The 24,888-nt window shown below is 43.5% G+C and carries 25 protein-coding genes and 1 pseudogene; 24 read left to right on the forward strand and 2 right to left on the reverse strand.

What is annotated here, in order from left to right; genetic code table 11:
* Positions 1 to 31: 31 nt before the first annotated feature.
* The gene (gene lptB / locus KTG12_RS03315; protein ID WP_036724763.1) at positions 32 to 784 is read left to right on the forward strand and encodes an LPS export ABC transporter ATP-binding protein; all 753 of its coding nucleotides are present in this window, start codon (positions 32 to 34) and stop codon (positions 782 to 784) included.
* On the opposite strand, the gene KTG12_RS03320 is transcribed toward lptB, so the two are convergent.
* Complete coding sequence (locus tag KTG12_RS03320) at positions 781 to 1,686, reverse strand: CPBP family intramembrane glutamic endopeptidase (protein ID WP_039849740.1); 906 nt, start codon at positions 1,684 to 1,686, stop codon at positions 781 to 783. The two genes, lptB and KTG12_RS03320, sit on opposite strands and share 4 nt — an antisense overlap.
* Before the next feature lie 69 nt (positions 1,687 to 1,755).
* Positions 1,756 to 1,998 carry an RNA-binding protein gene (locus tag KTG12_RS03325; RefSeq protein ID WP_005634688.1) on the reverse strand — a complete coding sequence of 81 codons (243 nt, stop codon included), beginning with the start codon at positions 1,996 to 1,998 and terminating at the stop codon, positions 1,756 to 1,758.
* Positions 1,999 to 2,323: 325 nt separating this feature from the next.
* Here KTG12_RS03325 and tig point away from each other — a divergent pair, with 325 nt between their 5' ends.
* From tig to rplP, 23 genes and pseudogenes are all read left to right on the forward strand, one after another.
* A complete protein-coding gene (gene tig / locus KTG12_RS03330; protein ID WP_005634690.1) occupies positions 2,324 to 3,679 on the forward strand; it encodes a trigger factor in 1,356 nt (451 codons plus the stop codon).
* A 186-nt stretch (positions 3,680 to 3,865) separates the two neighbouring features.
* Positions 3,866 to 4,531: an ATP-dependent Clp endopeptidase proteolytic subunit ClpP gene (clpP, locus tag KTG12_RS03335; protein ID WP_005634693.1), complete on the forward strand. Its 666-nt coding sequence runs from the start codon at positions 3,866 to 3,868 to the stop codon at positions 4,529 to 4,531.
* Positions 4,532 to 4,628: 97 nt separating this feature from the next.
* Positions 4,629 to 5,858: an ATP-dependent Clp protease ATP-binding subunit ClpX gene (clpX, locus tag KTG12_RS03340; RefSeq protein ID WP_005645733.1), complete on the forward strand. Its 1,230-nt coding sequence runs from the start codon at positions 4,629 to 4,631 to the stop codon at positions 5,856 to 5,858.
* 25 nt (positions 5,859 to 5,883) lie between these two features.
* Positions 5,884 to 8,064, forward strand: coding sequence for a DNA helicase RecQ (gene recQ, locus KTG12_RS03345; RefSeq protein ID WP_005651351.1), 2,181 nt, complete (start codon positions 5,884 to 5,886; stop codon positions 8,062 to 8,064).
* A gap of 96 nt (positions 8,065 to 8,160) precedes the next feature.
* Positions 8,161 to 8,233 (forward strand): annotated as a pseudogene (locus KTG12_RS22230) (inosine-5-monophosphate dehydrogenase); the annotation flags it as partial.
* Between the two features lie 680 nt (positions 8,234 to 8,913).
* Complete coding sequence (locus KTG12_RS22155) at positions 8,914 to 10,512, forward strand: peptidylprolyl isomerase (protein ID WP_005651349.1); 1,599 nt, start codon at positions 8,914 to 8,916, stop codon at positions 10,510 to 10,512.
* Positions 10,513 to 10,527: 15 nt separating this feature from the next.
* Positions 10,528 to 11,385, forward strand: coding sequence for a hypothetical protein (locus KTG12_RS03355; RefSeq protein WP_005645741.1), 858 nt, complete (start codon positions 10,528 to 10,530; stop codon positions 11,383 to 11,385).
* 22 nt (positions 11,386 to 11,407) lie between these two features.
* A complete protein-coding gene (locus tag KTG12_RS03360; RefSeq protein ID WP_005634711.1) occupies positions 11,408 to 12,772 on the forward strand; it encodes a peptidylprolyl isomerase in 1,365 nt (454 codons plus the stop codon).
* Positions 12,769 to 14,448, forward strand: coding sequence for an OstA-like protein (locus tag KTG12_RS03365; RefSeq protein WP_005651348.1), 1,680 nt, complete (start codon positions 12,769 to 12,771; stop codon positions 14,446 to 14,448). Before KTG12_RS03360 ends, KTG12_RS03365 begins: the two co-directional genes overlap by 4 nt.
* A 28-nt stretch (positions 14,449 to 14,476) precedes the next feature.
* Entirely contained in the window at positions 14,477 to 14,785 is a 309-nt protein-coding gene (locus KTG12_RS03370; protein ID WP_005634715.1) for a hypothetical protein, read from the forward strand.
* On the forward strand, positions 14,785 to 16,650 hold the full coding sequence (mutL, locus tag KTG12_RS03375; RefSeq protein ID WP_005651346.1) for a DNA mismatch repair endonuclease MutL: 1,866 nt from the start codon (positions 14,785 to 14,787) through the stop codon (positions 16,648 to 16,650). The genes KTG12_RS03370 and mutL overlap by 1 nt, the downstream gene beginning before the upstream one ends.
* 366 nt (positions 16,651 to 17,016) lie before the next feature.
* The gene (rpsL, locus tag KTG12_RS03380) at positions 17,017 to 17,427 is read left to right on the forward strand and encodes a 30S ribosomal protein S12 (protein WP_005634721.1); all 411 of its coding nucleotides are present in this window, start codon (positions 17,017 to 17,019) and stop codon (positions 17,425 to 17,427) included.
* Positions 17,428 to 17,582: 155 nt separating this feature from the next.
* A complete protein-coding gene (gene rpsG / locus KTG12_RS03385; protein ID WP_005645752.1) occupies positions 17,583 to 18,059 on the forward strand; it encodes a 30S ribosomal protein S7 in 477 nt (158 codons plus the stop codon).
* Between the two features lie 21 nt (positions 18,060 to 18,080).
* Complete coding sequence (gene fusA, locus KTG12_RS03390; RefSeq protein ID WP_005634724.1) at positions 18,081 to 20,204, forward strand: elongation factor G; 2,124 nt, start codon at positions 18,081 to 18,083, stop codon at positions 20,202 to 20,204.
* A 21-nt stretch (positions 20,205 to 20,225) separates the two neighbouring features.
* A complete protein-coding gene (gene rpsJ, locus KTG12_RS03395) occupies positions 20,226 to 20,531 on the forward strand; it encodes a 30S ribosomal protein S10 (protein ID WP_005634728.1) in 306 nt (101 codons plus the stop codon).
* 21 nt (positions 20,532 to 20,552) lie between these two features.
* Complete coding sequence (rplC, locus tag KTG12_RS03400; protein WP_005634730.1) at positions 20,553 to 21,170, forward strand: 50S ribosomal protein L3; 618 nt, start codon at positions 20,553 to 20,555, stop codon at positions 21,168 to 21,170.
* A complete protein-coding gene (gene rplD / locus KTG12_RS03405) occupies positions 21,170 to 21,799 on the forward strand; it encodes a 50S ribosomal protein L4 (RefSeq protein WP_005634732.1) in 630 nt (209 codons plus the stop codon). The genes rplC and rplD overlap by 1 nt, the downstream gene beginning before the upstream one ends.
* Before the next feature lie 11 nt (positions 21,800 to 21,810).
* Positions 21,811 to 22,104: a 50S ribosomal protein L23 gene (gene rplW, locus KTG12_RS03410; RefSeq protein WP_005634733.1), complete on the forward strand. Its 294-nt coding sequence runs from the start codon at positions 21,811 to 21,813 to the stop codon at positions 22,102 to 22,104.
* Between the two features lie 8 nt (positions 22,105 to 22,112).
* Complete coding sequence (gene rplB / locus KTG12_RS03415; RefSeq protein ID WP_005634735.1) at positions 22,113 to 22,937, forward strand: 50S ribosomal protein L2; 825 nt, start codon at positions 22,113 to 22,115, stop codon at positions 22,935 to 22,937.
* Between the two features lie 20 nt (positions 22,938 to 22,957).
* Positions 22,958 to 23,227 (forward strand): 30S ribosomal protein S19, encoded by a 270-nt coding sequence (rpsS, locus tag KTG12_RS03420; protein WP_005634738.1) that lies wholly within the window; start codon positions 22,958 to 22,960, stop codon positions 23,225 to 23,227.
* Between the two features lie 49 nt (positions 23,228 to 23,276).
* Positions 23,277 to 23,687 carry a 50S ribosomal protein L22 gene (gene rplV / locus KTG12_RS03425; RefSeq protein ID WP_005634739.1) on the forward strand — a complete coding sequence of 137 codons (411 nt, stop codon included), beginning with the start codon at positions 23,277 to 23,279 and terminating at the stop codon, positions 23,685 to 23,687.
* A gap of 7 nt (positions 23,688 to 23,694) precedes the next feature.
* Positions 23,695 to 24,429 carry a 30S ribosomal protein S3 gene (gene rpsC, locus KTG12_RS03430; RefSeq protein ID WP_005634741.1) on the forward strand — a complete coding sequence of 245 codons (735 nt, stop codon included), beginning with the start codon at positions 23,695 to 23,697 and terminating at the stop codon, positions 24,427 to 24,429.
* Between the two features lie 20 nt (positions 24,430 to 24,449).
* A complete protein-coding gene (gene rplP, locus KTG12_RS03435; RefSeq protein WP_005634742.1) occupies positions 24,450 to 24,884 on the forward strand; it encodes a 50S ribosomal protein L16 in 435 nt (144 codons plus the stop codon).
* The last annotated feature ends 4 nt before the right edge of the window (positions 24,885 to 24,888 follow it).

Here is a 24,888-nt window from a genome sequence, read left to right on the forward strand (position 1 = left end):
ATTCCGTTTCTTTGTGGCAAAGATTTTGGATATGGCAGACGAACAACAAATGGTGCTCCGTACGGAGGACCTCGTTAAAAAATATAAGACACGTACCGTTGTAAATCATGTTTCGATCAATGTGAAGCAGGGAGAGATCGTGGGATTGCTCGGCCCTAATGGAGCTGGGAAAACGACTACTTTCTATATGACGGTAGGGTTGGTGACTCCCAATGAAGGAAAGATATTCTTGAACGATATGGAGATCACGAAGTTTCCGGTGTATAAACGCGCTCGTAATGGTATTGGCTACTTAGCTCAGGAGGCGTCTATTTTCCGTAAAATGACGGTGGAGGATAACATTCGTTCCGTATTGGAAATGACAGAGACAACATCCGAATACCAGAAAGAAAAATTGGAGAGTCTGATTGCCGAATTTGGTCTGAATAAAGTGCGGAAGAATTTGGGCGACCAGTTGTCCGGAGGTGAACGCCGGCGTGCAGAGATCGCTCGCTGTCTGGCTATCGATCCGAAATTTATCATGCTTGACGAACCGTTTGCCGGGGTAGACCCGATTGCCGTACAAGATATCCAGAGCATTGTCGCAAAGCTGAAACATAAGAATATCGGGATTCTGATCACAGATCATAACGTATACGAGACTTTGAGTATCTGTGACCGTGCCTATCTGCTGTTCGAAGGAAAAGTGCTTTTTCAGGGAACTGCCGAGCAGTTGGCCGAAAATGAAATTGTGCGTGAAAAATATCTGGGTAAGGATTTTGTTCTCCGCAAAAAAGACTTTTAAGAATTAAGATTAGACGATCTGATAATTTTCAATTTCCGACAGCAACGGACAAAGAAAAATAACGCAACGATCGCCACGATTGTGTAGGGCAACAAATTCTGTGTGGAAATATCTCCGGTAATGAATTCGTTGTCTTTTAATTTGGCATCCGACATGCTGATGACAGCAATTGCATTATTAACGAAGTGGGCAAATACCGGTATCCAGATGTTCCGGGTCCAATAAAGTAAATATCCGAAATAAGCTCCTAACAGCATACGTGGAAGGAAGCCGAAAAACTGCATGTGGAAGGTACTGAAAATGATGGCTGCACTCCAGATGATGATATGATGATTGTACGTCCATTTCCCGATTATCCGTTGCAAAGCGCCCCTGAAAAGGAATTCTTCCGTAATGCCGGCAGCTACCGCGATAACGATCAGGTTAAAAAACAAAGTTATGATCCCTCTTCCGGCCAACAATTTCAGAGTCAGTTGTTCGGCCGTTTCCTCTTGTAACCGCATCCAGTTTTCTATGGGTTCCATAAAAGATGGCAATTCCATCTGCTTATTCAGTATTCCGGTCAGGCTGATGGAAGGAGTGATCAAAAATATACTGAGAAATGTGAGAAGCAATATGTGTCCTTTAGGCATTTTCCCGATCGACAGATATTCTTTCGGATTGTAGCTGCACAGCCACGCAAGTGCCAATGCAGGAAAGAGGAATGTGCCGAGGGCTGAAATAAGTTGCAACAGGCGCATCATGTCCGAATACTGCGTAATATCGGCGTGCAGACCATAGATCATATAGAAGAATCCCATTGCAATCAGCGATGAGAAAACTGCGCCTGCCAGAATCAGGAGAAGCAGGACGGTCAATTGGAAGATGGCCGGTTTTCCGGCATATATACCTTTTAAGAACATATTTTTGAGCATAAAAAAACTTCTGCTCAAAGATAAGCAGAAGTTTCTTATTTTTTCCCGGAAAAGTAATTATTTAGGACGAGCCTCTTTTATTACTATCTGGCGGCCTTCATATTCAGCTTCGTTCAACTCGGCGATTGCTTTTTTCGCAGCTTCATCGTCCGGCATTTCAACGAAACCAAAACCTTTTGATTTGCCTGTTTCACGGTCTTTGATGATCTTTACGGATTCAACCGTACCGTATTCTTCCATTACTTGTTTCAAATCATCTTCCCGAACACGATAGTTCAGGTTTCCAACATAGATGTTCATAAAAATAGAAATTAAAAAATAAAATTGTTACTTCAATGAAAGTAGTAAACCGGAATTTCGTAACAGTGAGAGATATTCGACAAGTAACGAGTAAATGAAGAAATAAAAAACAATGTTAGGTCCGTTCAAGGTTAATGCCCTTTCACATCGCAAAGGAATACATTTATTTTAGATAAACAACAATTTATCCTGAAAAAAATAATATTGCTCCTAAATTCATCTCGGTTATAACAATTTAAGCAAACAATTTGCGAGATTAAAAGATTAAGTCTAATTTTGCACCCTAAAATTCGAACAAGACTATTAATTAAATAAATCATTCAGAATGAACGTTTCGCTTAAAAACATTGATGCTACAAAAGGCATTGTGAAATTGGAAATAGTGAAAGCTGACTATGCAGACAAGGTTGAAAAGAGCCTTCGCAGCTTCCGTCAGAAAGCAGAGATGCCGGGTTTCCGTAAAGGGATGGTCCCAATGGGTATGGTAAAGAAAATGTATGGCAAGCATGTGTTGGTCGAAGAAATCAACAAATTGGTTTCTGAAAACCTGTACAACTATATCCGTGAAAACAAACTGAACATTTTGGGCGAACCGCTGCCTAACGAAACTGAACAGAAAGAAATCAACTTCGATACTCAGGAAGACTTCGAATTTTGTTTTGATGTAGCGCTGGCTCCGGAAATCAAGATCGAATTGTCCAAAAATGACAAGGTTCCTTATTACCAGGTGAATATCGACGACGAAATGATCGGCAAACAAGTCGAGGCTTACCAGGCTAATTTCGGAACGTACGACCAGGTTGAGGATGTAGAAGAAAAAGACTTGGTGAAAGGTACGGTAGCCGAACTGGAAAACGGTTCTCCGAAAGAAGGCGGTATCGTTGTTGAAGAGGCTGTTTTGATGCCGATGTACATAAAGGATGAAGCTGAAAAAGCTAAATTCATCGGTGCAAAGAAGAACTCTGTGATCGTATTCAATCCGAATAAGGCCTACGAAGGTGCAGAAGCAGAAATCGCTTCTTTCTTGAAAGTGAATAAGGAAGCCGTCAGTGGTATCACAGGCGATTTTAGCTTTGAAATCACGGAGGTGACTCGTCATAAGAATGCAGAGCTGAACCAGGAATTGTTCGACAAAGTCTTCGGTGAAGGCGTTGTTACCAGCGAAGAAGAATTCAAGAACAAGATCCGCGAAGCTTTGGCTGAGCAGTTCACTCCGCAGAGCGACTTCAAGTTCTTGGTCGATGCCCGTGACCTGCTGGTTCAGAAGGCCGGTGAACTTTCGTTTGCCGAAGACCTGTTAAAGCGTTGGTTGCTGGTTGCCAATGAAAAGAATACGAAAGAAAAGATCGACGAAGAATATCCTCGGATCATAGAAGACTTGAAATATCAGCTGATCAAAGAAAATCTGGTGAAGGAAAACGGATTGAAAGTTGAAGATGCTGATATCGAAGGCTTCGCTAAACGTGTAGCTAAAGCCCAGTTCGCCCAGTATGGAATGCTTTCCGTACCGGAAGACGTATTGGCTAACTATGCTAAAGACATTTTGAAAAACAAGCAGACGCTGCAGAATATCATTGACCGTGCAGTTGAAGAAAAACTGGCAGGCTGGTTGAAAGAACAAGTCGAACTGGATACCAAGGAGGTGACAGCCGACGAATTCAACAAACTTTTTGAAGAATAAGACTACCTGAAAAAGCGGCAGCAGCAGCTTTTTTATCTAAAAAGGGCTTTCTCTCGAAAAAATATCTTACCGGACAGCAAATAAGTTGTTTCTTTCAGAAATTTATTTATAACTTTGTTATTCCGATAAGTAAGAGAGGAATCCCTTTTTTTATGACTTTTCGGTAACACAATAAGACTATAGATTATGGAAGATTTCAGAAAGTATGCAACGAAGCATTTAGGGATGAACAGTAATGCGCTGGACAGTTATATGAATATAACCAGCAGTTACATATCTCCGACGATTATCGAAGAGCGTCAATTGAACGTTGCTCAGATGGACGTTTTTTCACGGTTGATGATGGACCGTATCATTTTTTTAGGTACACAGGTTGACGATTATACGGCAAATGTAATCCAGGCACAGTTGTTGTATCTGGATTCAAGCGATCCGGGCAAGGATATTTCAATTTATATCAATTCTCCGGGTGGCTCTGTTTATGCAGGATATGGTATTTATGACACGATGCAGTTTATCAGTAGTGACGTGTCGACTATCTGTACGGGTATGGCAGCTTCTTTTGCTGCGGTATTGCTGGTCGCCGGAACGAAAGGCAAGCGTATGGCCTTGCCTCATTCCCGCGTGATGATTCACCAGCCGTTAGGCGGTGCGCAGGGACAGGCTTCGGATATTGAGATCACGGCTCGTGAAATCCTGAAAGTAAAGAAGGAACTCTACACAATCATATCAACTCATTCAGGTCAACCTTATGAAAAGGTTGAACACGATAGTGACCGTGACTATTGGATGACGGCAGAGGAAGCTTTGGCTTACGGTATGATCGACAAGGTTCTGGTTCGTAATAAATAATATTAATGTAAGGGGCTGCGTTAAAAGTCCCTTGTCCCTTGTATCGAATGCGGGAACAGGAGCTTTTAACGTACTCTCTTTAAAAAACAAATACGGAATGGCCAAAACAGGCGATAGCTGTACGTTTTGCGGACGCGGTAGCCGGGACGTTAATATGTTGATTAACGGGATTTCCGGTGCTATTTGCGATGAATGTGCACAGCAAGCGTACGAAATAGTAAAAGAACAAATGCCTGGCAAGGGGAGTTCTTTTGGATTAAACCAGAAAGATCTGCCTAAGCCTGAGGATATTAAGACTTTTCTGGACCAATATGTGATAGGTCAGGACGACGCTAAACGTTATCTGTCGGTTGCTGTGTATAACCATTACAAACGTTTGATCCAGAAAGTAACATCGGATGATGTTGAGATCGAGAAATCGAATATTATTATGGTGGGTGCTACGGGGACAGGTAAAACGCTACTTGCCCGTACGATCGCCAAATTGCTCCATGTCCCGTTTGCCATTGTAGATGCGACGGTCTTGACAGAAGCCGGTTATGTAGGGGAGGATATAGAAAGCATTTTGACCCGTCTGTTGCAGGCTGCCGATTATGATGTCGAAGCGGCACAGCGTGGTATCGTATTTATCGATGAAATAGATAAGATCGCCCGTAAGAGCGATAATCCTTCCATTACCCGTGATGTAAGCGGTGAAGGTGTGCAGCAGGGCTTGCTGAAGCTCTTGGAAGGTTCCATCGTGAACGTACCCCCGCAGGGTGGGCGCAAGCATCCGGAGCAGAAAATGATTGCCGTGGATACGAAAAATATCCTGTTTGTATGTGGTGGCGCTTTCGACGGAATAGAGAAGAAAATCGCCCAGCGTTTGAATACACGTGTAGTAGGATACGCCGCAAACGAAAACACGGCGCAGGTGGATCGCAACAATCTGCTGAAATACATTACACCAACCGACTTGAAATCGTTTGGCCTGATTCCGGAAATCATCGGACGTCTGCCTATCTTGACCTATTTGAACCCGTTGGATAGGAGTACGCTTCGTAATATCTTGACGGAACCGAAGAACTCGATCATCAAGCAATATATCAAATTGTTTGCGATGGATGATATTGAACTGACATTTGACGAAGACGTGTTCGAATTTATAGTCGATAAGGCACTTGAGTTTAAGTTGGGAGCACGTGGCTTACGTTCCATTGTGGAGGCTGTGATGATGGATGCCATGTACAGTATGCCGTCTGCAAATGAAAAGACACTCCATGTCACGTTGGAGTATGCGAAGGAAAAGTTTGAAAAATCGGACGTAAACCGTCTGCAGATGACCTGACGGCGGTTTTTAAAATATGAATAGTATGGCGAAGAAGGATAATTTGACAGAAGAGCTCAAAAAACATTTTGGTTTTGATACCTTTAAAGGAAATCAGAGAGCAATCATCGAAAATGTACTGGCAGGAAATGATACATTTGTGTTGATGCCGACCGGAGGAGGAAAATCTTTGTGTTATCAACTGCCTTCTCTTATGATGCAGGGGACGGCCATAGTGATTTCTCCTTTGATAGCCCTGATGAAGAACCAAGTGGATGCCATGCGTAATTTCAGCGAAGAGGACGGGGTTGCCCATTTCATAAACTCTTCCTTGAATAAATCGGCTATCGACCAGGTAAAAGACGATATCCGTAATGGCCGGACGAAATTGCTCTACGTGGCTCCTGAGTCATTGACCAAAGATGAAAATGTGGAGTTTCTGCGCCAAGTCAATATTTCGTTTTATGCAGTGGACGAAGCACATTGTATTTCTGAATGGGGGCATGATTTCCGTCCGGAATATCGTCGTATCCGTCCGATCATAAACGAAATCGGCAAGCGTCCGTTGATTGCTTTGACGGCGACAGCCACTCCGAAAGTGCAGCACGATATTCAGAAAAACTTGGGAATGATTGACGCTTCTGTCTTTAAATCCTCCTTCAACCGTTCTAATTTGTATTATGAGATTCGTCCGAAAACGGCGAATATCGACCGCGAGATCATCAAATATATTAAGTCCAACGAGGGAAAATCCGGTATTATCTATTGTTTGAGCCGTAAGAAGGTGGAAGAATTTGCCGATATTCTGAAAGCAAACGGTATCAAGGCGCTCCCTTATCATGCCGGTATGGATTCGCAGCAGCGTTCGAGCAATCAGGATGCGTTCCTAATGGAAAAAGCAGACGTGATCGTTGCGACCATTGCTTTCGGTATGGGGATCGACAAACCCGACGTACGGTATGTCATCCATTATGATATTCCCAAAAGCCTCGAAGGATATTACCAGGAAACCGGACGAGCCGGCCGTGATGGCGGTGAAGGCCAGTGCATCGCTTTTTATGCCTATAAAGACTTGCAGAAATTGGAAAAATTCATGCAGGGAAAACCTGTGGCGGAACAGGAGATCGGTAAGCAGTTGCTTCTGGAGACTGCTGCTTATGCCGAAACTTCCGTATGTCGACGGAAAGTCTTGTTGCACTATTTCGGTGAAGAATACCTGGAAGAAAATTGTGGAAATTGTGATAATTGTTTGAACCCAAAAAAGAAAGTGGAAGCAAAGGAATTATTAAGCGCCGTACTCGAAGTGGTTGGTACGTTAAAGGAAAAATTCAAGGCAGAATATATTGTCAACATGTTGGTCGGCAACGAGACCTCCGAAATACAATCTTACAAGCACAATGAACTGGAGATTTTCGGTTCCGGTTCGGATGAGGAAGAGAAGACATGGAATGCCGTTATCCGTCAAGCATTGATTGCCGGATATTTGGCCAAGGACATCGAGAACTACGGTCTGTTGAAGATTACAGAAAAAGGAAAAGAGTTTATAAAGAAACCTGTCTCTTTCAAGATTACAGAAGACAACGAATTCGATGAAGAGGAAGAAGAAGTTCCCGTACGCGGTGGAGCCGCCTGTGCGGTCGATCCTGCCCTTTTCTCGATGATGAAGGATTTACGCAAGAAGTTGTCCAAGCGTCTGGAAGTGCCTCCTTTCGTTATTTTCCAGGATCCGTCTCTGGAAGCGATGGCCACTACTTATCCGGTAACGTTGGAAGAATTGCAGAATATTCCGGGTGTCGGAGCCGGTAAGGCAAAAAGATATGGTAAGGAGTTCATTGAGCTGATTAAGCGTCATGTGGAAGAAAACGAGATCGAACGTCCCGAAGATCTTCGGGTTCGTACGGTTGCCAATAAATCCAAATTGAAGGTTTCGATCATCCAGCGTATCGACCGTAAGGTGGCGTTAGACGAAATAGCCATGACGAACGGATTGGAATTTAACGAACTACTCGACGAAATAGAAGCGATCGTTTATTCTGGAACCCGTATCAATATCGACTACTTCTTGAACGATGTGATGGACGAAGATCATATCGATGATATTTATGAATACTTCAAGGATTCGGAAACAGACGATCTGGAAGATGCAATCGAAGAATTAGGTGGTGATTATACGGAAGAAGAGATTCGCCTCGTCCGCATTAAGTTCCTGTCGGAAATGGCAAATTAAATAATTGACAATTGACAATGGGCGACAAAAATGTCCATTGTTAATTGTCAATTGTTTTGTAAGTTTGTGTGCAATAATTTTTAAGGCATAAGTTCTATGTCATTTATTGCAGACAGAGTGGTCATGGACGGATTGACGTTTGATGACGTATTATTGATTCCTGCCACTTTCAGGGCAACCGCATCAAAATTTTCCAAGGTTGTGATTTGCATACGAAGTTTTCTGCAAATCCTCTATCACTCTATCACTGCGAAGGTTGTAGCTATTAATATTCAAGCGTCAGAGGCAGTGATACAGGGTGTTTTTCTCTATCACTCCTCTATCACTTCTGAAACAGGGTGCTTTTATCATGTAATTGAAAACCAGTGTATTGCCTTCTTTTGCTTTTGAAAAAGCATATAAAATAATCGAATAAACAAATGTAAAAACGAATATAACAGGTATTAAATTAGCGAAATACGGTTCTTCATTCCACAAAAGCCCTCTCTTTTTTTAGCAGAAGCAAGCAGATAATTCCGTAAACACCCCCATGTTACCATCCTTAACATCCGGGTGTAGAGAGCCGGTACATCCGGGTGTAAGAGGGAGCAACATGGGGGTGTCCGGCAACTAAAGTACCGTGCCGGACAATGAAAACCTCCCGGTTTTACCTATTTTGTAGCCGTTTTTTGCAGAAAATAATCGAGTGATTTGCAGAGGTGGGAATAGCTGTTTCATGAAAAGGCGCCTGTCTTTTGAAAGTGAATGTCGGTTTTTATATTTATAAAAAACACTAATTTAATGGGGTAATGTACTTTTTAAGCTGCATCTCCGTTAGATTAGTGTTATTTTTGTAAACGATATCGTGATATGGTAAAAGAAGGATTAATGAAGAAGTTGCTTGTATTATCTTTGGTATTCGCTTGTATGACAGGAAATGCACAAGTTTCGGCCGATTCGGTAGTGATGACGGTAGCCGGAAAGCAGATCCCGTTGGATGAATTTATTTTTATTGCACAAAAGAATAGCGAAGTTAATTTGTCTGACCGTAAATCCGTGAATGCATACGTGGAGTTGTTTAAGAACTTCAAGCTGAAAGTGGCGGAAGCGGAAGATTTGGGACTGGACAAGACGAAAGCGTTCAAAGATGAATTGGATAGCTATCGGGCTCAATTGACTTCAAGTTATCTGTCGGATAAGGATGGAGAGGAAGCTGCTGTACGTGCCGTGTATGACCGGTATGGAGAAGTGCTGGAATTGAGTCATATTCTGTTCCGCTTGCCGCAACGTACATTATCGAAAGATACGGTTCCGGTATATCAGAAAGCGATCGAGGCCTATGAGCGTATTCAAGCGGGAGAGGATTTTGCCGCTGTCGGCAAAGAACTGAAAGATGCCGATAAGGAAAATGTCGGCTATGAATATGTACACTGTTTGCTGCCGATGCAGACGGTTAAAGCCTTTGAGAATGTCGCTTATTCGTTGCCCGTCGGTTCCGTCTCTCTGCCGGTTCGGACGACTATGGGCTTCCATATCATAAAAATACACAGTCGCAGGCGAAATCCGGGGCTGGTACGTGTAGCGCATGTCCTGATCCCGTTTGAGAAAGATTCGGTGAAGTTTGGAGAGGCTGAAACATTGGCTCGTGCGGAAGAAGTTTATCGGAAAGCGAAGGATGGAGCTGACTTTGCCATGTTGGCAAAAGAATACTCGTCTGATGCCGGTTCTGCCAAGCGGGGAGGAGAGTTGCCAGCTTTTGGTGTCGGCGAGATGGTGGAGCCGTTCGAAGTGGCTGCTTTCGCTTTGAACACTCCGGGGGAATTGTCCCGACCGGTGAAAACACGTTTCGGTTATCACATTATAAAGTTGATCGAGAAGAAAGGTATTCCTTCTTTCGATGATAAGAAGAAGGCCTGGTCTCGCCAGATGGCGCAGGGAGAACGGAATTTCGAATATTACGGTGCGTTTGATGAACGAATGAAAAAAGAGTACGGATATTGCTTCTATCCCGAGGCTTATGCCGAACTACAAGCTTTGTGCAACGACTATTTTCCGTCCGATCCTGCTTTCTACGAGAAGGCGAAAGACATGAACAAGACTTTGTTTCATCTGAATGGCACGGATTTTCCCCAAAGTGAGTTCGCTTATTATATCCAGCGCTGTCCGTTCTCTACGAAATCGTATGCGGGAGATTTCATGCAGGAGGTTTACGATCTTTTTATCCGAGATATCGTAACTACTGCCGAACGTAAGAATCTGACTACGAAACATCCTGAGTTCGATCTTCTTATGAAAGAGTATCGGGATGGCATCTTGCTGTTCGACATCAGCAATAAGGAAGTTTGGAACAAGCCGATGGACCAGCAAGCCAAGGCGGAAGCCGAGTGGATCGAACAGCTGAACCGGAAATACCCGGTGACGATAAACTGGAAGCTGGTGAAGAAAGTGAGTAAAATGACAAAGAAATAATAAAGAGAAAGTTATATGAGATATTGCTTCATTTTTATAGCATTCGTATCTTTGCTGTGTTCTTGTAAGGGAACGCAGCCTGTGGATGATGCGGATGTGTTGGTAAAAGTGAAGGACCGGACTTTGAGACGTTCGGAGATAAAACAGCAGATCCCGCGCGGATTGTCCTCGGCTGACAGTATGTTGCTTGCCGAAAGTTTGGAAAGGAAGTGGGTGAAAGATGCCTTGGTCTACGATGTGGCCTTGCGCAACTTGGAGGGAGAAGATAAGGCGGAAGTGGATAAGCTGGTGGAGGAATATCGTCATTCGCTGATCCGCTATCGGTATCAGGAACAGTTGATAAAAGAAAGGCTTTCTTCCGAGTTTCAGGAAAGCGACATGCTGAGTTATTACGAGGAAAACCAGAAAAAATTTGTCTTGGACAAGGCTTTGGTGAAAGGTCTCTTCCTGAAGATCCCGGTGGATGCCCCCGGCCTCGTTGATGTAAAGGGATGGTATAGATCGACTTCTGAGGCTTCTTTAGAAAAAATTGAGAAGTATAGTGTACAGAATGCCAGTATTTATGACTACTTTTACGACAAATGGGTGGATTTTGACCAGGTGATGGACAATATTCCGGTGCATGTGTCGAATGCGAACGACTTCTTGAGGGCAAACAAGTTTGTCGAAGTTTCGGATAGTACATATTGCTATCTGTTGAATATTAAGGAATATCTGCCTGCGGGAAGTGTGGCGCCATACGACTATGCCAGTGCGCAGATCGTGGAGATGCTGACAAATCGGCGTAAGGTGGAATTTTTGAAGAAATTTGAAGAAGAATTATATAATGATGCAGTCAGGAGCGGTGACGTCAAGTTTTATACGGAACCGTGATTGGTAGCTTATAGAGAAGTACATGATGAAAAAGATTTTGACAGTATTCATTCTTGCCTGTTTATCTTGTGTGGTGTATGCCCAGGATAATGTGATCGATGAAATCGTGTGGGTGGTGGGAGATGATGCAATTTTGCGTTCGGACATCGAAAGCCAGCGTTTATATCTGCAAAACGAGGGACAGCGTTTTGACGGTGACCCTTATTGCGTGCTCCCCGAACAGATGGCAATACAGAAGCTGTTTCTGAACCAAGCGAAGATCGATAGTGTGGAAGTGAGTGAAAACCAGGTGATCCAGGAGACGGATCGTTGGATCAATTTCGCAATCAACCAGATGGGATCTAAGGAAAAGCTGGAGGAATATTTCGGTAAAAAGATTTCCCAACTGAAGGACGAACGTAAGGAAATGATCATGGAGCAACAGACTGTGGAACAGATGAAGCGCCAGCTGATCGGTGAAATCAAGTTGACACCCTCCGAAGTCCGTAAGTATTACAGCCAGTTGTCCAAAGACAGTCTGCCTAATATCCCGACAACTGTCGAGGTGCAGATTATCACGATGGAACCGAAGATCCCGTTTGAGGAGACGGATGCTATCAAGGCGCGTCTTCGCCAGTTTACCGATGATATCAACAGCGGGAAATATGAATTTTCGACATTGGCCCGTCTGTATTCGGAAGATCCGGAATCAGCCAAAAGGGGCGGTGAACTGGGTTTTTTGGGTAAGACAAGTTTGTTGCCCGAATTCGCTAACGTCGCTTTTAACTTGAAGGATCCGAAGAAGATTTCCCAGATCGTGCAGACTGAATATGGCTATCATATTATCCAATTGATCGAAAAGCGTGGCGACCGTATCAACTGCCGCCATATCTTGTTGAAGCCGAAAGTTTCGGACAAGGAGTTGAACGAGTGTATGACACGTATGGATTCGTTGTATAACGACTTAACAGCAAAGAAATTTACATTTGAAGAAGCGGCAACTTTTATCTCTGCTGACAAGGATACAAGAAATAACAAAGGTTTGATGGTGAACCAGAACTTTGAAAGTGACAACCACAGCACTCCGAAATTCGAGATGGCCGAACTGCCACAGGAAATCGGTAAGATGGTTTATACGATGCAGGTGGGAGATATCTCCAAACCTTTCACTATGATCAACGATAAGCAGAAAGAAGTTGTTGCTATTGTAAAACTGAAAGCCAGAGTGGACCAGCATAAGGCAAATATATCGGATGACTATCAGGCTTTGAAGTCGATTGTCGAATCTCGGAAACGCGAAGAGCTGCTGCATGACTGGATCATTAAGAAGCAGAAAAGCACATATGTGCGTATCAGCGACGGCTGGCGTAATTGTGATTTCCAGTATCCCGGCTGGATTAAAGAATGAGGACTGTAAATAAATTTATTTTCACAGGTCTGTTTTTTGTGTTGGCGGTCTGTGCCTTTGCACAGGCCCAAGATAGTATTGTGCATGCAGATACTACTGTTATTACCGCACAAGATGTGACAGTCGTCCCGCCGGACAGCTTGAAGGCAGCCGATAGTTTGCAGGTTATGACGGATACTGTCCCGCCCAAAAAGACGAAGGTATACCTGATCCATTCCAATACGCTATCTTTCGATAAGGCTGTAAAGCCGGATGCGCAGATATTGAACGGCGATGTATGTTTCCGGCATGACAGTTCATATATGTATTGCGACAGCGCTTACTTTTTCGAGCAGACCAATTCGCTCGAAGCTTTCAGTAATGTCCGGATGGAGCAGGGAGACACCTTGTTCGTCTACGGAGATTATCTTTTTTATGACGGAAACACGCAGGTGGCTTATCTGCGCGAGAATGTCCGGATGGAGAACGGGCAGGTGACGCTCTTTACGGATAGCCTCAATTATGAACGTATTCCGAATATCGGATACTATTTTGAAGGTGGGCTAATTGTAGATTCTCTGAATCAACTATCTTCTTTTTACGGACAATATTCTCCGGAGACGAAGTTGGCGGTGTTCAATGACAGCGTGCAGGTTGAGAACCCTGACTTTACATTGTATTCCGATACTTTGCATTATGACACAGAATCCAAGGTGGCTACCATCCTGGGGCCGTCTGTCATTGTTTCGGACAGTGGCACGATTCATACTTCAAGAGGATGGTATGATACGGTGAACAACACATCCCTTTTGCTTGATCAGTCCCAGGTTGAATCGGGTGAGAAGATCTTGATCGGTGACTCTATCTTCTATAATCGGGATACGGGTATGGGAGAGGTCTATGGGAATATGAGCCTGATTGATACGGCCCAGCATGTGACGCTGCAAGGCGAATATGGTTATTATAATGAACAGACCGGATATGCTTTTGCAACCGACAGTGCCCGTTTCCTTGAGTATTCACAAGGCGATACGTTGTTCTTGCATGCCGATACGTTGCAGATGGTGACGGTCGACTCCGTCTACCGGGAGATCAAGGCCTATTACGGCGTACGTTTCTATCGGATCGATATGCAAGGCGTATGTGACTCCATGCAGTTCAATACGCGCGATTCTGTATTATATATGTATACGGAACCGGTTCTCTGGAATGAACAATATCAACTGTATGGCGATACGATCGCGATTTATATGAATGATAGTACGATCGAATATGCCCATGTGATCCAGTTTGCTTTTGCGGCACAGCATGTCGACTCGAGCTACTATAACCAGTTGAAGGGGAACGACCTGAAAGCCTATTTTGAGGGACAAGCCGTTCATCAGATCGATGTGGCGGGAAATGCCGAGTCTATTTTTTATCCATTGGAAAAGGATGGGGCGAAGGTCGGGATGAATGAGACCAAGAGTGGGTTCTTGACGATCTGGGTGAAAGACAATAAACTGGATAAATTGAAAATCTGGCCGAGTCCGGTCGGCAGCATGACTCCTATTCCGGATCTGAAACCCGATCAAAAGATGTTGAAAGATTTTTATTGGTTCGACTATCTGCGTCCGAAGAATAGGGATGACATTTACGAGGTGGTGAAAAGAAAAGCGACGGAATCACCCAAGAGAAGCAATAAATTTGTACATTAGCAAAGAATTTTTCAAATAATAAAAGACTATGGCATTATTCTCATTTTATAATGTGCGGAAGCCTCGGCAGTTCGATCATAAGCCAATCTATTGGGATCCTCATAAGGAGGCGATGGAAGATCGCATCCGCAAAGTGAAGCGTGAGATTGGCATGGAAGAAGAATTGTCGATTGATGATTATAAAGCCGAAATCAAAGGTAGCTTTGTCGAAGGCACTTCTCATCTGAAAAAGAGCCGTGATAACGGGCATGATTCCCGGAGTCGGACATATAAGAACATGAAGTTGTTATTGGCCGCTGCTATTTTGGGTGGTATATTTTGGTACTTGTTTATGTAATGAGTGATATAATTCATTTACTTCCTGACAGTATTGCCAATCAGATAGCGGCGGGCGAGGTTATCCAGCGTCCTGCCTCTGTCGTAAAGGAGTTGGTAGAAAATGCGGTGGATGCCGGCGCCGGACACATTCAGGTGAATATAAAGGACGCCGGTCGTACATTGGTCCAAGTGATCGATGATGGAAAAGGTATGTCTGAGACTGACGCCCGCATGGCTTTTGAACGGCATGCAACTTCGAAAATTTCTACTGCGGACGATCTTTTTTCTCTTCATACGATGGGGTTTCGTGGCGAGGCGCTTGCTTCGATAGTGGCGGTTTCACAAGTAGAGCTTCGTACTCGCCTGAAAGGAGCCGAACTGGGGACGCATCTTGTATTTTCGGGTTCAGAATTAGAGAGTGTCGAACCGGATGCCTGTACCGAGGGGAGTATTTTTTCAGTGAAGAACCTCTTCTTTAATGTTCCGGCACGTCGAAAGTTTCTGAAATCGAATGAGACGGAGTTCCGGAATATCATCAATGAGTTCGAACGGATTGCCTTGGTCAATTCGCAGGTCGCTTTGTCTCTTTACCATAACGATACGGAGATATTCAACCTGCCTGAGTCCGGTTTGAGGCAACGTATTGTTAATGTATATGGAAAAACGCTGAACCAGAAGCTCCTTTCTGTGGATGCGCAAAGTTCGTTAGTGACGATCTCCGGCTTTGTGGGACGGCCTGATTCGGCAAAGAAGAGGGGGGCTTTGCAGTATTTCTTTGTAAACGGACGTTTTATGAAGCATCCGTATTTTCACAAAGCGGTCATGCAGGCTTACGAACAACTGATCCCGGCAGGTGAGCAGCCGAACTACTTTATCTACTTTACGCTTGATCCGGCAACGATAGATGTCAATATCCATCCGACCAAGACGGAGATCAAGTTTGAAAACGAACAGCCGATCTGGCAAATCCTGATGGCCGCGACTCGTGAAGCGCTGGCCAAGTCCAGTGCGATCCCGACTATTGATTTCGATGTGGAAGACGCCATCGATATTCCTGTGTATAATCCCGTGAAGGAAGCGGCACCTTATAAGGCTCCCTGTGTGCAGGTGAATTCCGGGTATAATCCTTTTGAAACCTCTTCCTATAAGAAACCGGAATTCGACTGGTCCAAGCTTTATAATGATTTCGAGGGTGACCGGAACGCTATACGACAGGGGGCGGAATTAACCGGATCTTTCTTGGCTCCGGATCTTTCCGAGCCAGCTATTGAGGCTGACGAAGTGGTTGTTCAGGACACTTCGGGCAGTTTGTTCAACGATGTGTCCAACCCTTGTTATCAGTATAAAGGAAAATATATCATAACTTCTTTGAAGTCAGGTTTGGCTTTGATCGATCAACACCGTGCCCATGTCCGTATCCTGTTCGACCAGTACATTACAAACATCAGGCAGCAGCGAGGTGCTTCCCAGCAAGTCCTTTTCCCTGAGATTGTTGAGTTTACCGCTGGCGAGGCTACGGTCTTGCCGACCTTGCTCGAAGATATGCGTTTTATCGGTTTTGATCTGACGAACCTGGGAAATAACAGCTACGCTATCAATGGACTTCCTGCCGGTGTGGAGAATCTTGATCCGGTATCTTTGATTCGGAATATGGTGGATCGTGTGATCGATACCGGTTGCGAAGTACATGAGGAGATCTGTGACTCGTTGGCACTTTCTCTGGCAAAAGCGGCTGCTATCCGTCCGGGAAAGATCCTGTCTGGTGAAGAGATGGACAACTTGCTCGCTTCTCTTTTCTCCTGCCAGGAGTCGAATCTTACTCCTGATGGAAAAACCATTATTTCGAAATTGACGGACGAGGAATTGGAGAAACGTTTCAAATAATCGACTGAAGGGGGATTGATATTCTTCTAACAGTCGTTCGTTTTTGATCCGATAAGCATCAAATGTGAATCCAGTGGGCATCGATTCTTTATCCGATACCTACTGGATTTCGTGTAAAAGAGGTCGGTTGTTCTGGGTTAACGGAGTTTGTAAGAGAAATAATAGTTAATTATTTATAAATGAATAAAAGCGGCCTCTTGTGAAACGGGAACAAATGCGTACCTTTGCAGCGTTTTAGCGCGAAGTGTGCGAAAAAGAAGGCGCAACTTATTGATAGTCCGAAAAGAATGTGTACCTTTGCAGCTCAAAATTGAAGAAATAGATAATTATAATAATAACACATTCAAAGTTTAAAAAAGAAAAGAAATGCCTACAATTCAGCAATTAGTTAGAAAAGGAAGGGAAACTTTGGTGGAAAAGGGTAAATCACCCGCATTGGATTCATGTCCGCAGAGACGTGGCGTTTGCGTTCGTGTTTATACTACAACTCCGAAGAAGCCTAACTCTGCAATGCGTAAAGTAGCGAGAGTTCGTTTGACAAATGGAAAAGAAGTAAACTCTTACATCCCGGGAGAAGGACACAATCTGCAGGAACACTCAATCGTGTTGGTTCGTGGTGGTCGTGTTAAGGACCTTCCTGGTGTACGTTATCACATTGTACGTGGAACCTTGGATACTGCAGGCGTAAACGGACGTACTCAGAGACGTTCCAAATACGGCGCTAAACGTCCGAAACCGGGGCAGGCAGCAGCTGCAGCTAAAGGAAAGAAGAAGTAATTAGTTACATCCCTTCAAACTGAGAATTTAAATTTAAGTATTAAAGCTGGTTTGAGTTATTTGGATAGGCTATAGGTTGAGTAAATGGTTCAGCGGAACCGTTGAAGACGTATTAAAGGCAACCAAGAAACAAGAACGAAATTTTTGAAAACAAAATGAGAAAAGCAAAACCAAAGAAAAGACAGATCCTCCCGGATCCTGTTTTCGGTGATGTTAAGGTTACGAGATTCGTTAACCATTTGATGTATGATGGCAAGAAGAATACTGCCTTCGAAATTTTCTATTCCGCTTTGGAAACAGTTAAGGCCAAAATGCCTAACGAAGAAAAGTCCGCTCTCGAAATTTGGAAAGCTGCGCTCGACAACATTACTCCTCAAGTCGAAGTGAAATCTCGCCGTGTTGGTGGTGCTACTTTCCAAGTACCTACTGAAATTCGCCCCGATCGTAAAGAATCGATTTCAATGAAGAACCTCATCATCTTCGCACGTAAACGTGGTGGTAAGACTATGGCTGATAAGCTGTCTGCAGAGATTGTAGATGCTTTCAATAACCAGGGCGGAGCATTCAAGAGAAAAGAAGATATGCACCGTATGGCCGAAGCTAACCGTGCATTCGCTCACTTCAGATTTTAATTATAAAGGCTAAGAAAGAATATGGCAAACGATAAACAATTAATGTTTACAAGAAACATCGGTATCATGGCTCACATCGATGCTGGTAAAACAACTACTTCTGAACGTATCTTGTTTTACACCGGTCTGACCCATAAGATCGGTGAAACGCATGATGGTACTGCTACGATGGACTGGATGGCCCAGGAGCAGGAACGCGGTATTACAATCACATCTGCTGCAACGACTACTTTCTGGAACTATTTGGGTAACAAATATAAGATCAACTTGATTGATACTCCGGGACACGTGGACTTTACAGTAGAAGTTGAGCGTTCTCTTCGTGTACTGGATGGTGCTGTTGCTACTTTCTGTGCTGTAGGTGGTGTGGAGCCGCAGTCTGAAACTGTATGGCGTCAGGCTGATAAATATAATGTACCTCGTATCGGTTATGTAAACAAGATGGACCGTTCAGGTGCAAACTACTATGAAGTAGTTCGCCAGGTTAAGGAAGTATTGGGCGCTCATCCGTGTCCTATCCAGATTCCTATCGGTGCTGAAGAAACATTCAAAGGTATCGTCGACCTGATCAAGATGAAGGCCATCTATTGGCATGACGAATCGATGGGAGCCGACTATAGCATAGAAGAAATCCCGGCAGATCTTCAGGCTGAAGCTGAAGAATGGCGTGACAAGATGCTTGAAGCTTTGGCAGAATGTGACGACGCGATCATGGAAAAATACTTCGATGATCCTTCGACTATCACAGAAGAAGAGATTCACACGGCTATCCGTAAGGGAACATTGGCTATGCAGATCAACCCGATGACTTGCGGATCTTCATTCAAGAACAAAGGTGTTCAGACGTTATTGGATGCAGTTTGTGCTTATTTGCCGTCTCCTGAAGATACGGAAGCTATTGAAGGTACGGATCCGAGTGATCCTGAAAAAGTCGTTGTCCGCAAGCCGTTGTTTGAGGAACCGATGGCTGCTTTGGCATTCAAGATCGCTACCGACCCATACGTAGGCCGCCTTTGTTTCTTCCGTGTTTATTCAGGTTCGATCAACGCCGGTTCTTATGTCTTGAATACGCGTTCTGGCAAAAAAGAACGTATCTCTCGTTTGTTCCAGATGCACTCTAACAAGCAAAATCCGATGGAAACGATCGGTTGCGGTGATATTGGTGCAGGTGTAGGTTTCAAGGATATCCGTACTGGGGATACGCTGTGTGACGAAAACGCTCCGATCACATTGGAATCTATGGACTTCCCTGATCCGGTTATCGGTATCGCTGTGGAACCGAAGACACAGAAGGATTTGGATAAACTGGGCATGGGCTTGGCTAAGTTGGCCGAAGAAGACCCGACGTTTACGGTTCAGACTAACGAAGAAACAGGACAGACTGTCATCAGCGGTATGGGTGAGCTTCACTTGGATATTATTATTGACCGTCTGAGACGCGAATTCAAAGTCGAATGTAATCAGGGTAAGCCTCAGGTAACTTACAAAGAAGCTATCACCAAATCTGTCGAACTTCGTGAAGTTTACAAGAAGCAGTCTGGTGGTCGTGGTAAGTTTGCCGATATCATTGTCCGTATCGAACCGGCAGATGAAGGCTTTGAAGGAAGTTTGCAGTTCATCGATGAAGTGAAGGGTGGTAACGTTCCCAAGGAATTTATCCCGTCAGTTCAGAAAGGTTTCGAGAAGGCTATGAAGAACGGTGTATTGGCAGGTTATCCGTTGGATCAACTGAAAGTTACTTTGATCGATGGTTCTTTCCACCCGGTTGACTCTGACCAGTTGTCTTTCGAAATCGCAGCTATCCAGGCATTCAAGAACGCTTCTGAAAAGGCAGGTCCTGCTTTGATGGAACCGATCATGCAGATGGAAGTGGTTACTCCGGAAGAAAGTATGGGTGATGTAATCGGCGACTTGAACAAACGTCGTGGACAAGTTGAAGGTATGGAAACAAGTCGTACAGGTGCTCGTATTGTAAAAGCAAAAGTTCCTTTGGCTGAAACATTCGGCTATGTAACAGCTTTGCGTACTATCACTTCAGGTCGTGCAACTTCTTCAATGCAGTTCTCGCACTATGCTCAAGTATCTTCTTCTATCGCTAAGCAGGTATTGACAGAAGTACAGGGTCGTGCTGATTTGATCAAATAATTTAGAAACATATATATAGATATGAGCCAAAAGATCAGAATTAAATTAAAGTCTTACGATTATTCTCTGGTAGACAAGTCTGCCGAGAAGATCGTGAAGACGGTTAAGGCTACCGGTGCAGTTGTTAGCGGCCCGATACCTCTGCCTACGCACAAGCGTATCTTTACTGTGAACCGCTCGACTTTCGTTAACAAAAAGTCTCGTGAGCAGTTCGAACTCTCTTCTTACAAGAGACTAATCGACATCTACAGCTCAACTGCAAAAACGGTTGATGCATTGATGAAACTGGAATTGCCCAGTGGTGTTGAAGTAGAAATTAAAGTGTAAGTTTATTAACAAATTAGTGAAATGCCAGGATTATTAGGAAAAAAAATCGGAATGACATCCGTTTTCAGTGCCGAGGGAAAAAATCTTCCATGCACTGTTATCGAAGTGGGTCCTTGTGTAGTTACACAGATTAAGACTTTGGAAAAAGATGGCTATGAAGCTGTACAGTTAGGTTTCGAAGAGAAAAAAGAGAAACACACAACACAGCCAGAAATGGGCCACTTCAAAAAGGCAGGTGTAACTCCCAAGAGATACTTGGCCGAGTTCAAAAATTTTGAAACCGAATATAAGCTCGGTGATGTAATCACCGTAGATTATTTGGAAGATGCAGGTTTCGTTGATGTAGTAGGTACATCAAAAGGTAAAGGTTTCCAGGGTGTAGTAAAACGTCATGGTTTCGGTGGTGTAGGTCAGACTACTCACGGTCAGCATAACCGTTTGCGCGCTCCCGGTGGTATCGGTGCCTGTTCTTATCCTGCAAAGGTATTCAAAGGTATGCGTATGGCCGGCCAAATGGGTAATGAACGTGTAACTGTTCAGAACCTGCAAGTGATCAAGGTGATGCCGGAACACAATCTTTTATTAGTAAAAGGATCTGTTCCAGGAGCAAAAGGTTCAATCTTATTAATTGAAAAGTAATGGAACTGAGCGTATTAAATATTAAAGGTGAAGATACCGGAAGAAAGGTAACATTGAACGATGCTATCTTTGGCATTGAACCCAATGATCATGCTATTTACTTGGATGTAAAACAGTATTTGGCTAATCAGCGTCAGGGAACTCATAAATCAAAGGAAAGAAGTGAAGTTTCTGGTAGTACTCGTAAATTGATCCGCCAGAAAGGTGGTGGTGGTGCTCGTCGTGGCGACATCAACTCTCCGGTATTGGTAGGTGGTGGCCGTGTATTCGGTCCGAAACCGAGAGATTATGAGTTTAAATTGAACAAGAAAGTTAAAGGTTTGGCCCGTAAGTCTGCCTTGACTTATAAGGCAAAGAATAACGCAATTGTAGTAGTAGAAGATTTCACTTTGGAAGCTCCTAAGACTAAAGAATTCGTAACAATTGCTAAGAATCTGAAAGTGGCTGATGGAAAGTTACTTTTGGTTTTATCTGAGAAAAATAATTTCGTATATTTGTCGGCCAGAAATTTAGAGAAGGCAAATGTTATAACGGCTTCAGAGTTAAATACATATAGTGTGTTAAATGCTGTTAATTTGGTGTTGACAGAAAGTTCTGTAGCTGTTATTGAAAAACTGTTTAACGCATAAGGAGTAGAAAAATGGGAATTATTATTAAACCTATAGTAACTGAGAAGCAAACAGCGATTACAGAAAAAATGGATAATCGCTATGGTTTTCGTGTTTCTCCTGATGCCAACAAGTTAGAGATTAAAAAAGCCATTGAAGACATGTATAATGTTACAGTAGTTGATGTTAACACCATCAACTACTCAGGCAAGAAGAAAAGCCGCTATACCAAATCAGGTATTATCAATGGCAAACAATCAGCTTTTAAGAAGGCTATCGTAACGTTGAAAGAAGGAGAAACAATTGATTTCTTTAGTAATATCTAAAAAAAGAAATGGGAATACGTAAATTAAAGCCCACAACACCGGGGCAGAGACACAAAGTTATTGGTGCATTTGATAAAATCACTGCAAGTACACCAGAAAAGTCTCTTGTAGTAGGTAAGAAGAGTACAGGTGGTCGTAATAACACTGGTAAGATGACAATGCGTTATCTTGGTGGCGGTCACAAACAGAAGTACAGATTTATCGATTTCAAGAGAAACAAAGATGGCATTCCTGCAACAGTCAAGTCTATCGAGTATGATCCTAACCGTACATCTCGTATCGCACTGTTGTATTACGCAGACGGGGCAAAGAGCTATATCATCGCTCCGAACGGATTGGAAGTTGGCCAAACAGTGGTTTCAGGTAGCGAAGCCGCTCCTGAGGTTGGTAATACTTTGCCGATGGCAAATATTCCCGTTGGTACTATTATTCATAACATTGAGCTTCGTCCGGGACAGGGTGCTAAGTTAGTACGTTCTGCCGGTGCTTTTGCTCAGTTGACTTCGAAAGAAGGCGATTATGCAATTATTAAGATGCCTTCTGGCGAAACCAGAAAGATTCTTGCTGCTTGTAAGGCTACAGTTGGTAGTGTAGGTAATTCAGACCATGGTCTTGAAAAATCAGGTAAAGCCGGTCGTTCTAGATGGTTAGGTCGTCGTCCTCACAACCGTGGTGTTGTAATGAACCCGGTTGATCACCCGATGGGTGGTGGTGAAGGTCGTGCTTCCGGAGGTCATCCTAGATCTCGTAATGGCTTATATGCTAAGGGCTTGAAGACAAGAGCTCCGAAGAAGCATTCTTCAAAATATATTATTGAAAGAAGAAAGAAATAATCTGATTAATTAAGTAAACTATGAGTCGTTCGCTAAAAAAAGGCCCGTATATTAATGTAAAGCTTGAAAAGAAAGTCTTGGCAATGAATGAGTCAGGAAAGAAGGCGGTCGTTAAGACATGGGCAAGAGCTTCAATGATTTCGCCTGACTTTGTAGGTCATACTATTGCAGTTCACAATGGAAATAAATTTATTCCTGTTTTTGTAACCGAGAACATGGTAGGTCATAAACTGGGAGAGTTTTCTCCTACTCGTACGTTCCGTGGTCACGCCGGTAACAAGAAAAAATAATCGGTAGTAACAGGGATTCAGGAATCTGAAAATAAAAAGAATCAATAAAATGGGTGCTAGAAAAAGAATATCAGCTGAAGCAAGAAAAGAAGCTCAGAAGACCATGTACTTCGCAAAGTTGCGGAATGTGCCGACTTCTCCCCGCAAGATGCGTCTCGTTGTAGACATGATCCGTGGAATGGAAGTATTTCGTGCACTTGGTGTTTTGAAGTTTTCTAACAAGGAAGCTGCAGCAAGAGTAGAAAAATTGCTTCGTTCAGCTATTGCCAATTGGGAACAGAAAAATGAACGTAAAGCAGAAGCTGGAGAGTTGTGCGTATCTTCAATCAGCGTAGATTGCGCTACTACATTGAAGAGAATGCGTCCGGCTCCTCAGGGAAGAGGATACAGAATTCGTAAACGTTCGAACCATGTAACTCTGTTTGTTGATACACTTAGTAAAAACGATAGTCAAAATTAATTTGTAGATGGGACAAAAAGTTAATCCGGTTAGTAATCGTTTGGGAATCATCCGCGGTTGGGATTCCAATTGGTATGGCGGCAAAAAATACGGAGACACTTTGCTGGAAGATAGCAAAATCCGTAAATATCTGAATGCTCGTCTTGCTAAGGCTAGTGTATCTCGCGTCGTTATTGAACGTACGCTGAAGTTGATTACAATCACAGTTTGCACATCACGTCCGGGTATCATCATCGGTAAAGGTGGTCAGGAAGTTGATAAGTTGAAAGAAGAGTTGAAGAAAATTACCGACAAAGAAGTTCAGATCAACATCTTTGAGGTAAAAAGACCCGAATTGGACGCTGTTATCGTTGCAAACAATATTGCTCGTCAGCTTGAAGGAAAAATTGCTTACCGTCGTGCTATCAAGATGGCTATCGCTTCTACCATGAGAATGGGGGCCGAAGGTATTAAAGTGCAAGTCTCTGGTCGTTTGAACGGTGCTGAAATGGCTCGTTCAGAAATGTATAAAGAAGGAAGAACTCCGTTACACACATTCAGAGCAGATATTGATTATGCTTTGGCTGAAGCGTTGACGAAGGTTGGTTTGATCGGTGTTAAGGTTTGGATCTGCCGTGGTGAAGTTTATGGTAAGAGAGATCTTGCTCCTTCATTCGCTGCATCAAAAGATTCAGGTCGCAGAAATGAAAATGCCGGCGGCAGCAGAGATAAGAACTTCAAGAGAAAGAAAGCTAATCGTTAAACGTTAGAATTTAAGAAGAGATGTTACAACCAAAGAAAACCAAGTTCAGAAGACAGCAGAAAGGTCGCATGAAGGGCGAAGCTCAGCGTGGCAACCAGCTGGCATTCGGTTCGTTTGGTATAAAAGCGTTAGAAAATAAATGGATTACCGGTCGTCAGATCGAAGCTGCTCGTATCGCGGTAACTCGTTATATGCAACGTCAAGGTCAGGTGTGGGTTCGTATTTTCCCGGACAAACCAATCACAAAGAAGCCTGCTGAAGTACGTATGGGTAAAGGTAAAGGTAATCCTGAAGGATTTGTTGCGCCTGTTACTCCAGGTCGTTTGATTTTCGAAATCGAAGGGGTTCCTTTTGATATTGCTAAGGAAGCTTTGCGCTTGGCTGCACAAAAGCTTCCGGTAACAACAAAGTTTGTTGTGAGACGTGATTATGATATGGCTAATCAAAATGCGTAATTTG

Origin of the sequence: Parabacteroides sp. MSK.9.14 (genome assembly GCF_019041495.1) — a bacterium.
Classification (GTDB): domain Bacteria; phylum Bacteroidota; class Bacteroidia; order Bacteroidales; family Tannerellaceae; genus Parabacteroides; species Parabacteroides merdae.

Excerpts from the sequence above, each read along its gene's own strand:
- lptB (WP_036724763.1), top strand. The coding sequence starts at position 32 with ATGGCAGACGAACAACAAATGGTGCTCCGTACGGAGGACCTCGTTAAA.
- KTG12_RS03320 (WP_039849740.1), bottom strand. The coding sequence starts at position 1,686 with ATGTTCTTAAAAGGTATATATGCCGGAAAACCGGCCATCTTCCAATTG.
- KTG12_RS03325 (WP_005634688.1), bottom strand. The coding sequence starts at position 1,998 with ATGAACATCTATGTTGGAAACCTGAACTATCGTGTTCGGGAAGATGAT.
- tig (WP_005634690.1), top strand. The coding sequence starts at position 2,324 with ATGAACGTTTCGCTTAAAAACATTGATGCTACAAAAGGCATTGTGAAA.
- clpP (WP_005634693.1), top strand. The coding sequence starts at position 3,866 with ATGGAAGATTTCAGAAAGTATGCAACGAAGCATTTAGGGATGAACAGT.
- clpX (WP_005645733.1), top strand. The coding sequence starts at position 4,629 with ATGGCCAAAACAGGCGATAGCTGTACGTTTTGCGGACGCGGTAGCCGG.
- recQ (WP_005651351.1), top strand. The coding sequence starts at position 5,884 with ATGGCGAAGAAGGATAATTTGACAGAAGAGCTCAAAAAACATTTTGGT.
- KTG12_RS22155 (WP_005651349.1), top strand. The coding sequence starts at position 8,914 with ATGGTAAAAGAAGGATTAATGAAGAAGTTGCTTGTATTATCTTTGGTA.
- KTG12_RS03355 (WP_005645741.1), top strand. The coding sequence starts at position 10,528 with ATGAGATATTGCTTCATTTTTATAGCATTCGTATCTTTGCTGTGTTCT.
- KTG12_RS03360 (WP_005634711.1), top strand. The coding sequence starts at position 11,408 with ATGATGAAAAAGATTTTGACAGTATTCATTCTTGCCTGTTTATCTTGT.
- KTG12_RS03365 (WP_005651348.1), top strand. The coding sequence starts at position 12,769 with ATGAGGACTGTAAATAAATTTATTTTCACAGGTCTGTTTTTTGTGTTG.
- KTG12_RS03370 (WP_005634715.1), top strand. The coding sequence starts at position 14,477 with ATGGCATTATTCTCATTTTATAATGTGCGGAAGCCTCGGCAGTTCGAT.
- mutL (WP_005651346.1), top strand. The coding sequence starts at position 14,785 with ATGAGTGATATAATTCATTTACTTCCTGACAGTATTGCCAATCAGATA.
- rpsL (WP_005634721.1), top strand. The coding sequence starts at position 17,017 with ATGCCTACAATTCAGCAATTAGTTAGAAAAGGAAGGGAAACTTTGGTG.
- rpsG (WP_005645752.1), top strand. The coding sequence starts at position 17,583 with ATGAGAAAAGCAAAACCAAAGAAAAGACAGATCCTCCCGGATCCTGTT.
- fusA (WP_005634724.1), top strand. The coding sequence starts at position 18,081 with ATGGCAAACGATAAACAATTAATGTTTACAAGAAACATCGGTATCATG.
- rpsJ (WP_005634728.1), top strand. The coding sequence starts at position 20,226 with ATGAGCCAAAAGATCAGAATTAAATTAAAGTCTTACGATTATTCTCTG.
- rplC (WP_005634730.1), top strand. The coding sequence starts at position 20,553 with ATGCCAGGATTATTAGGAAAAAAAATCGGAATGACATCCGTTTTCAGT.
- rplD (WP_005634732.1), top strand. The coding sequence starts at position 21,170 with ATGGAACTGAGCGTATTAAATATTAAAGGTGAAGATACCGGAAGAAAG.
- rplW (WP_005634733.1), top strand. The coding sequence starts at position 21,811 with ATGGGAATTATTATTAAACCTATAGTAACTGAGAAGCAAACAGCGATT.
- rplB (WP_005634735.1), top strand. The coding sequence starts at position 22,113 with ATGGGAATACGTAAATTAAAGCCCACAACACCGGGGCAGAGACACAAA.
- rpsS (WP_005634738.1), top strand. The coding sequence starts at position 22,958 with ATGAGTCGTTCGCTAAAAAAAGGCCCGTATATTAATGTAAAGCTTGAA.
- rplV (WP_005634739.1), top strand. The coding sequence starts at position 23,277 with ATGGGTGCTAGAAAAAGAATATCAGCTGAAGCAAGAAAAGAAGCTCAG.
- rpsC (WP_005634741.1), top strand. The coding sequence starts at position 23,695 with ATGGGACAAAAAGTTAATCCGGTTAGTAATCGTTTGGGAATCATCCGC.
- rplP (WP_005634742.1), top strand. The coding sequence starts at position 24,450 with ATGTTACAACCAAAGAAAACCAAGTTCAGAAGACAGCAGAAAGGTCGC.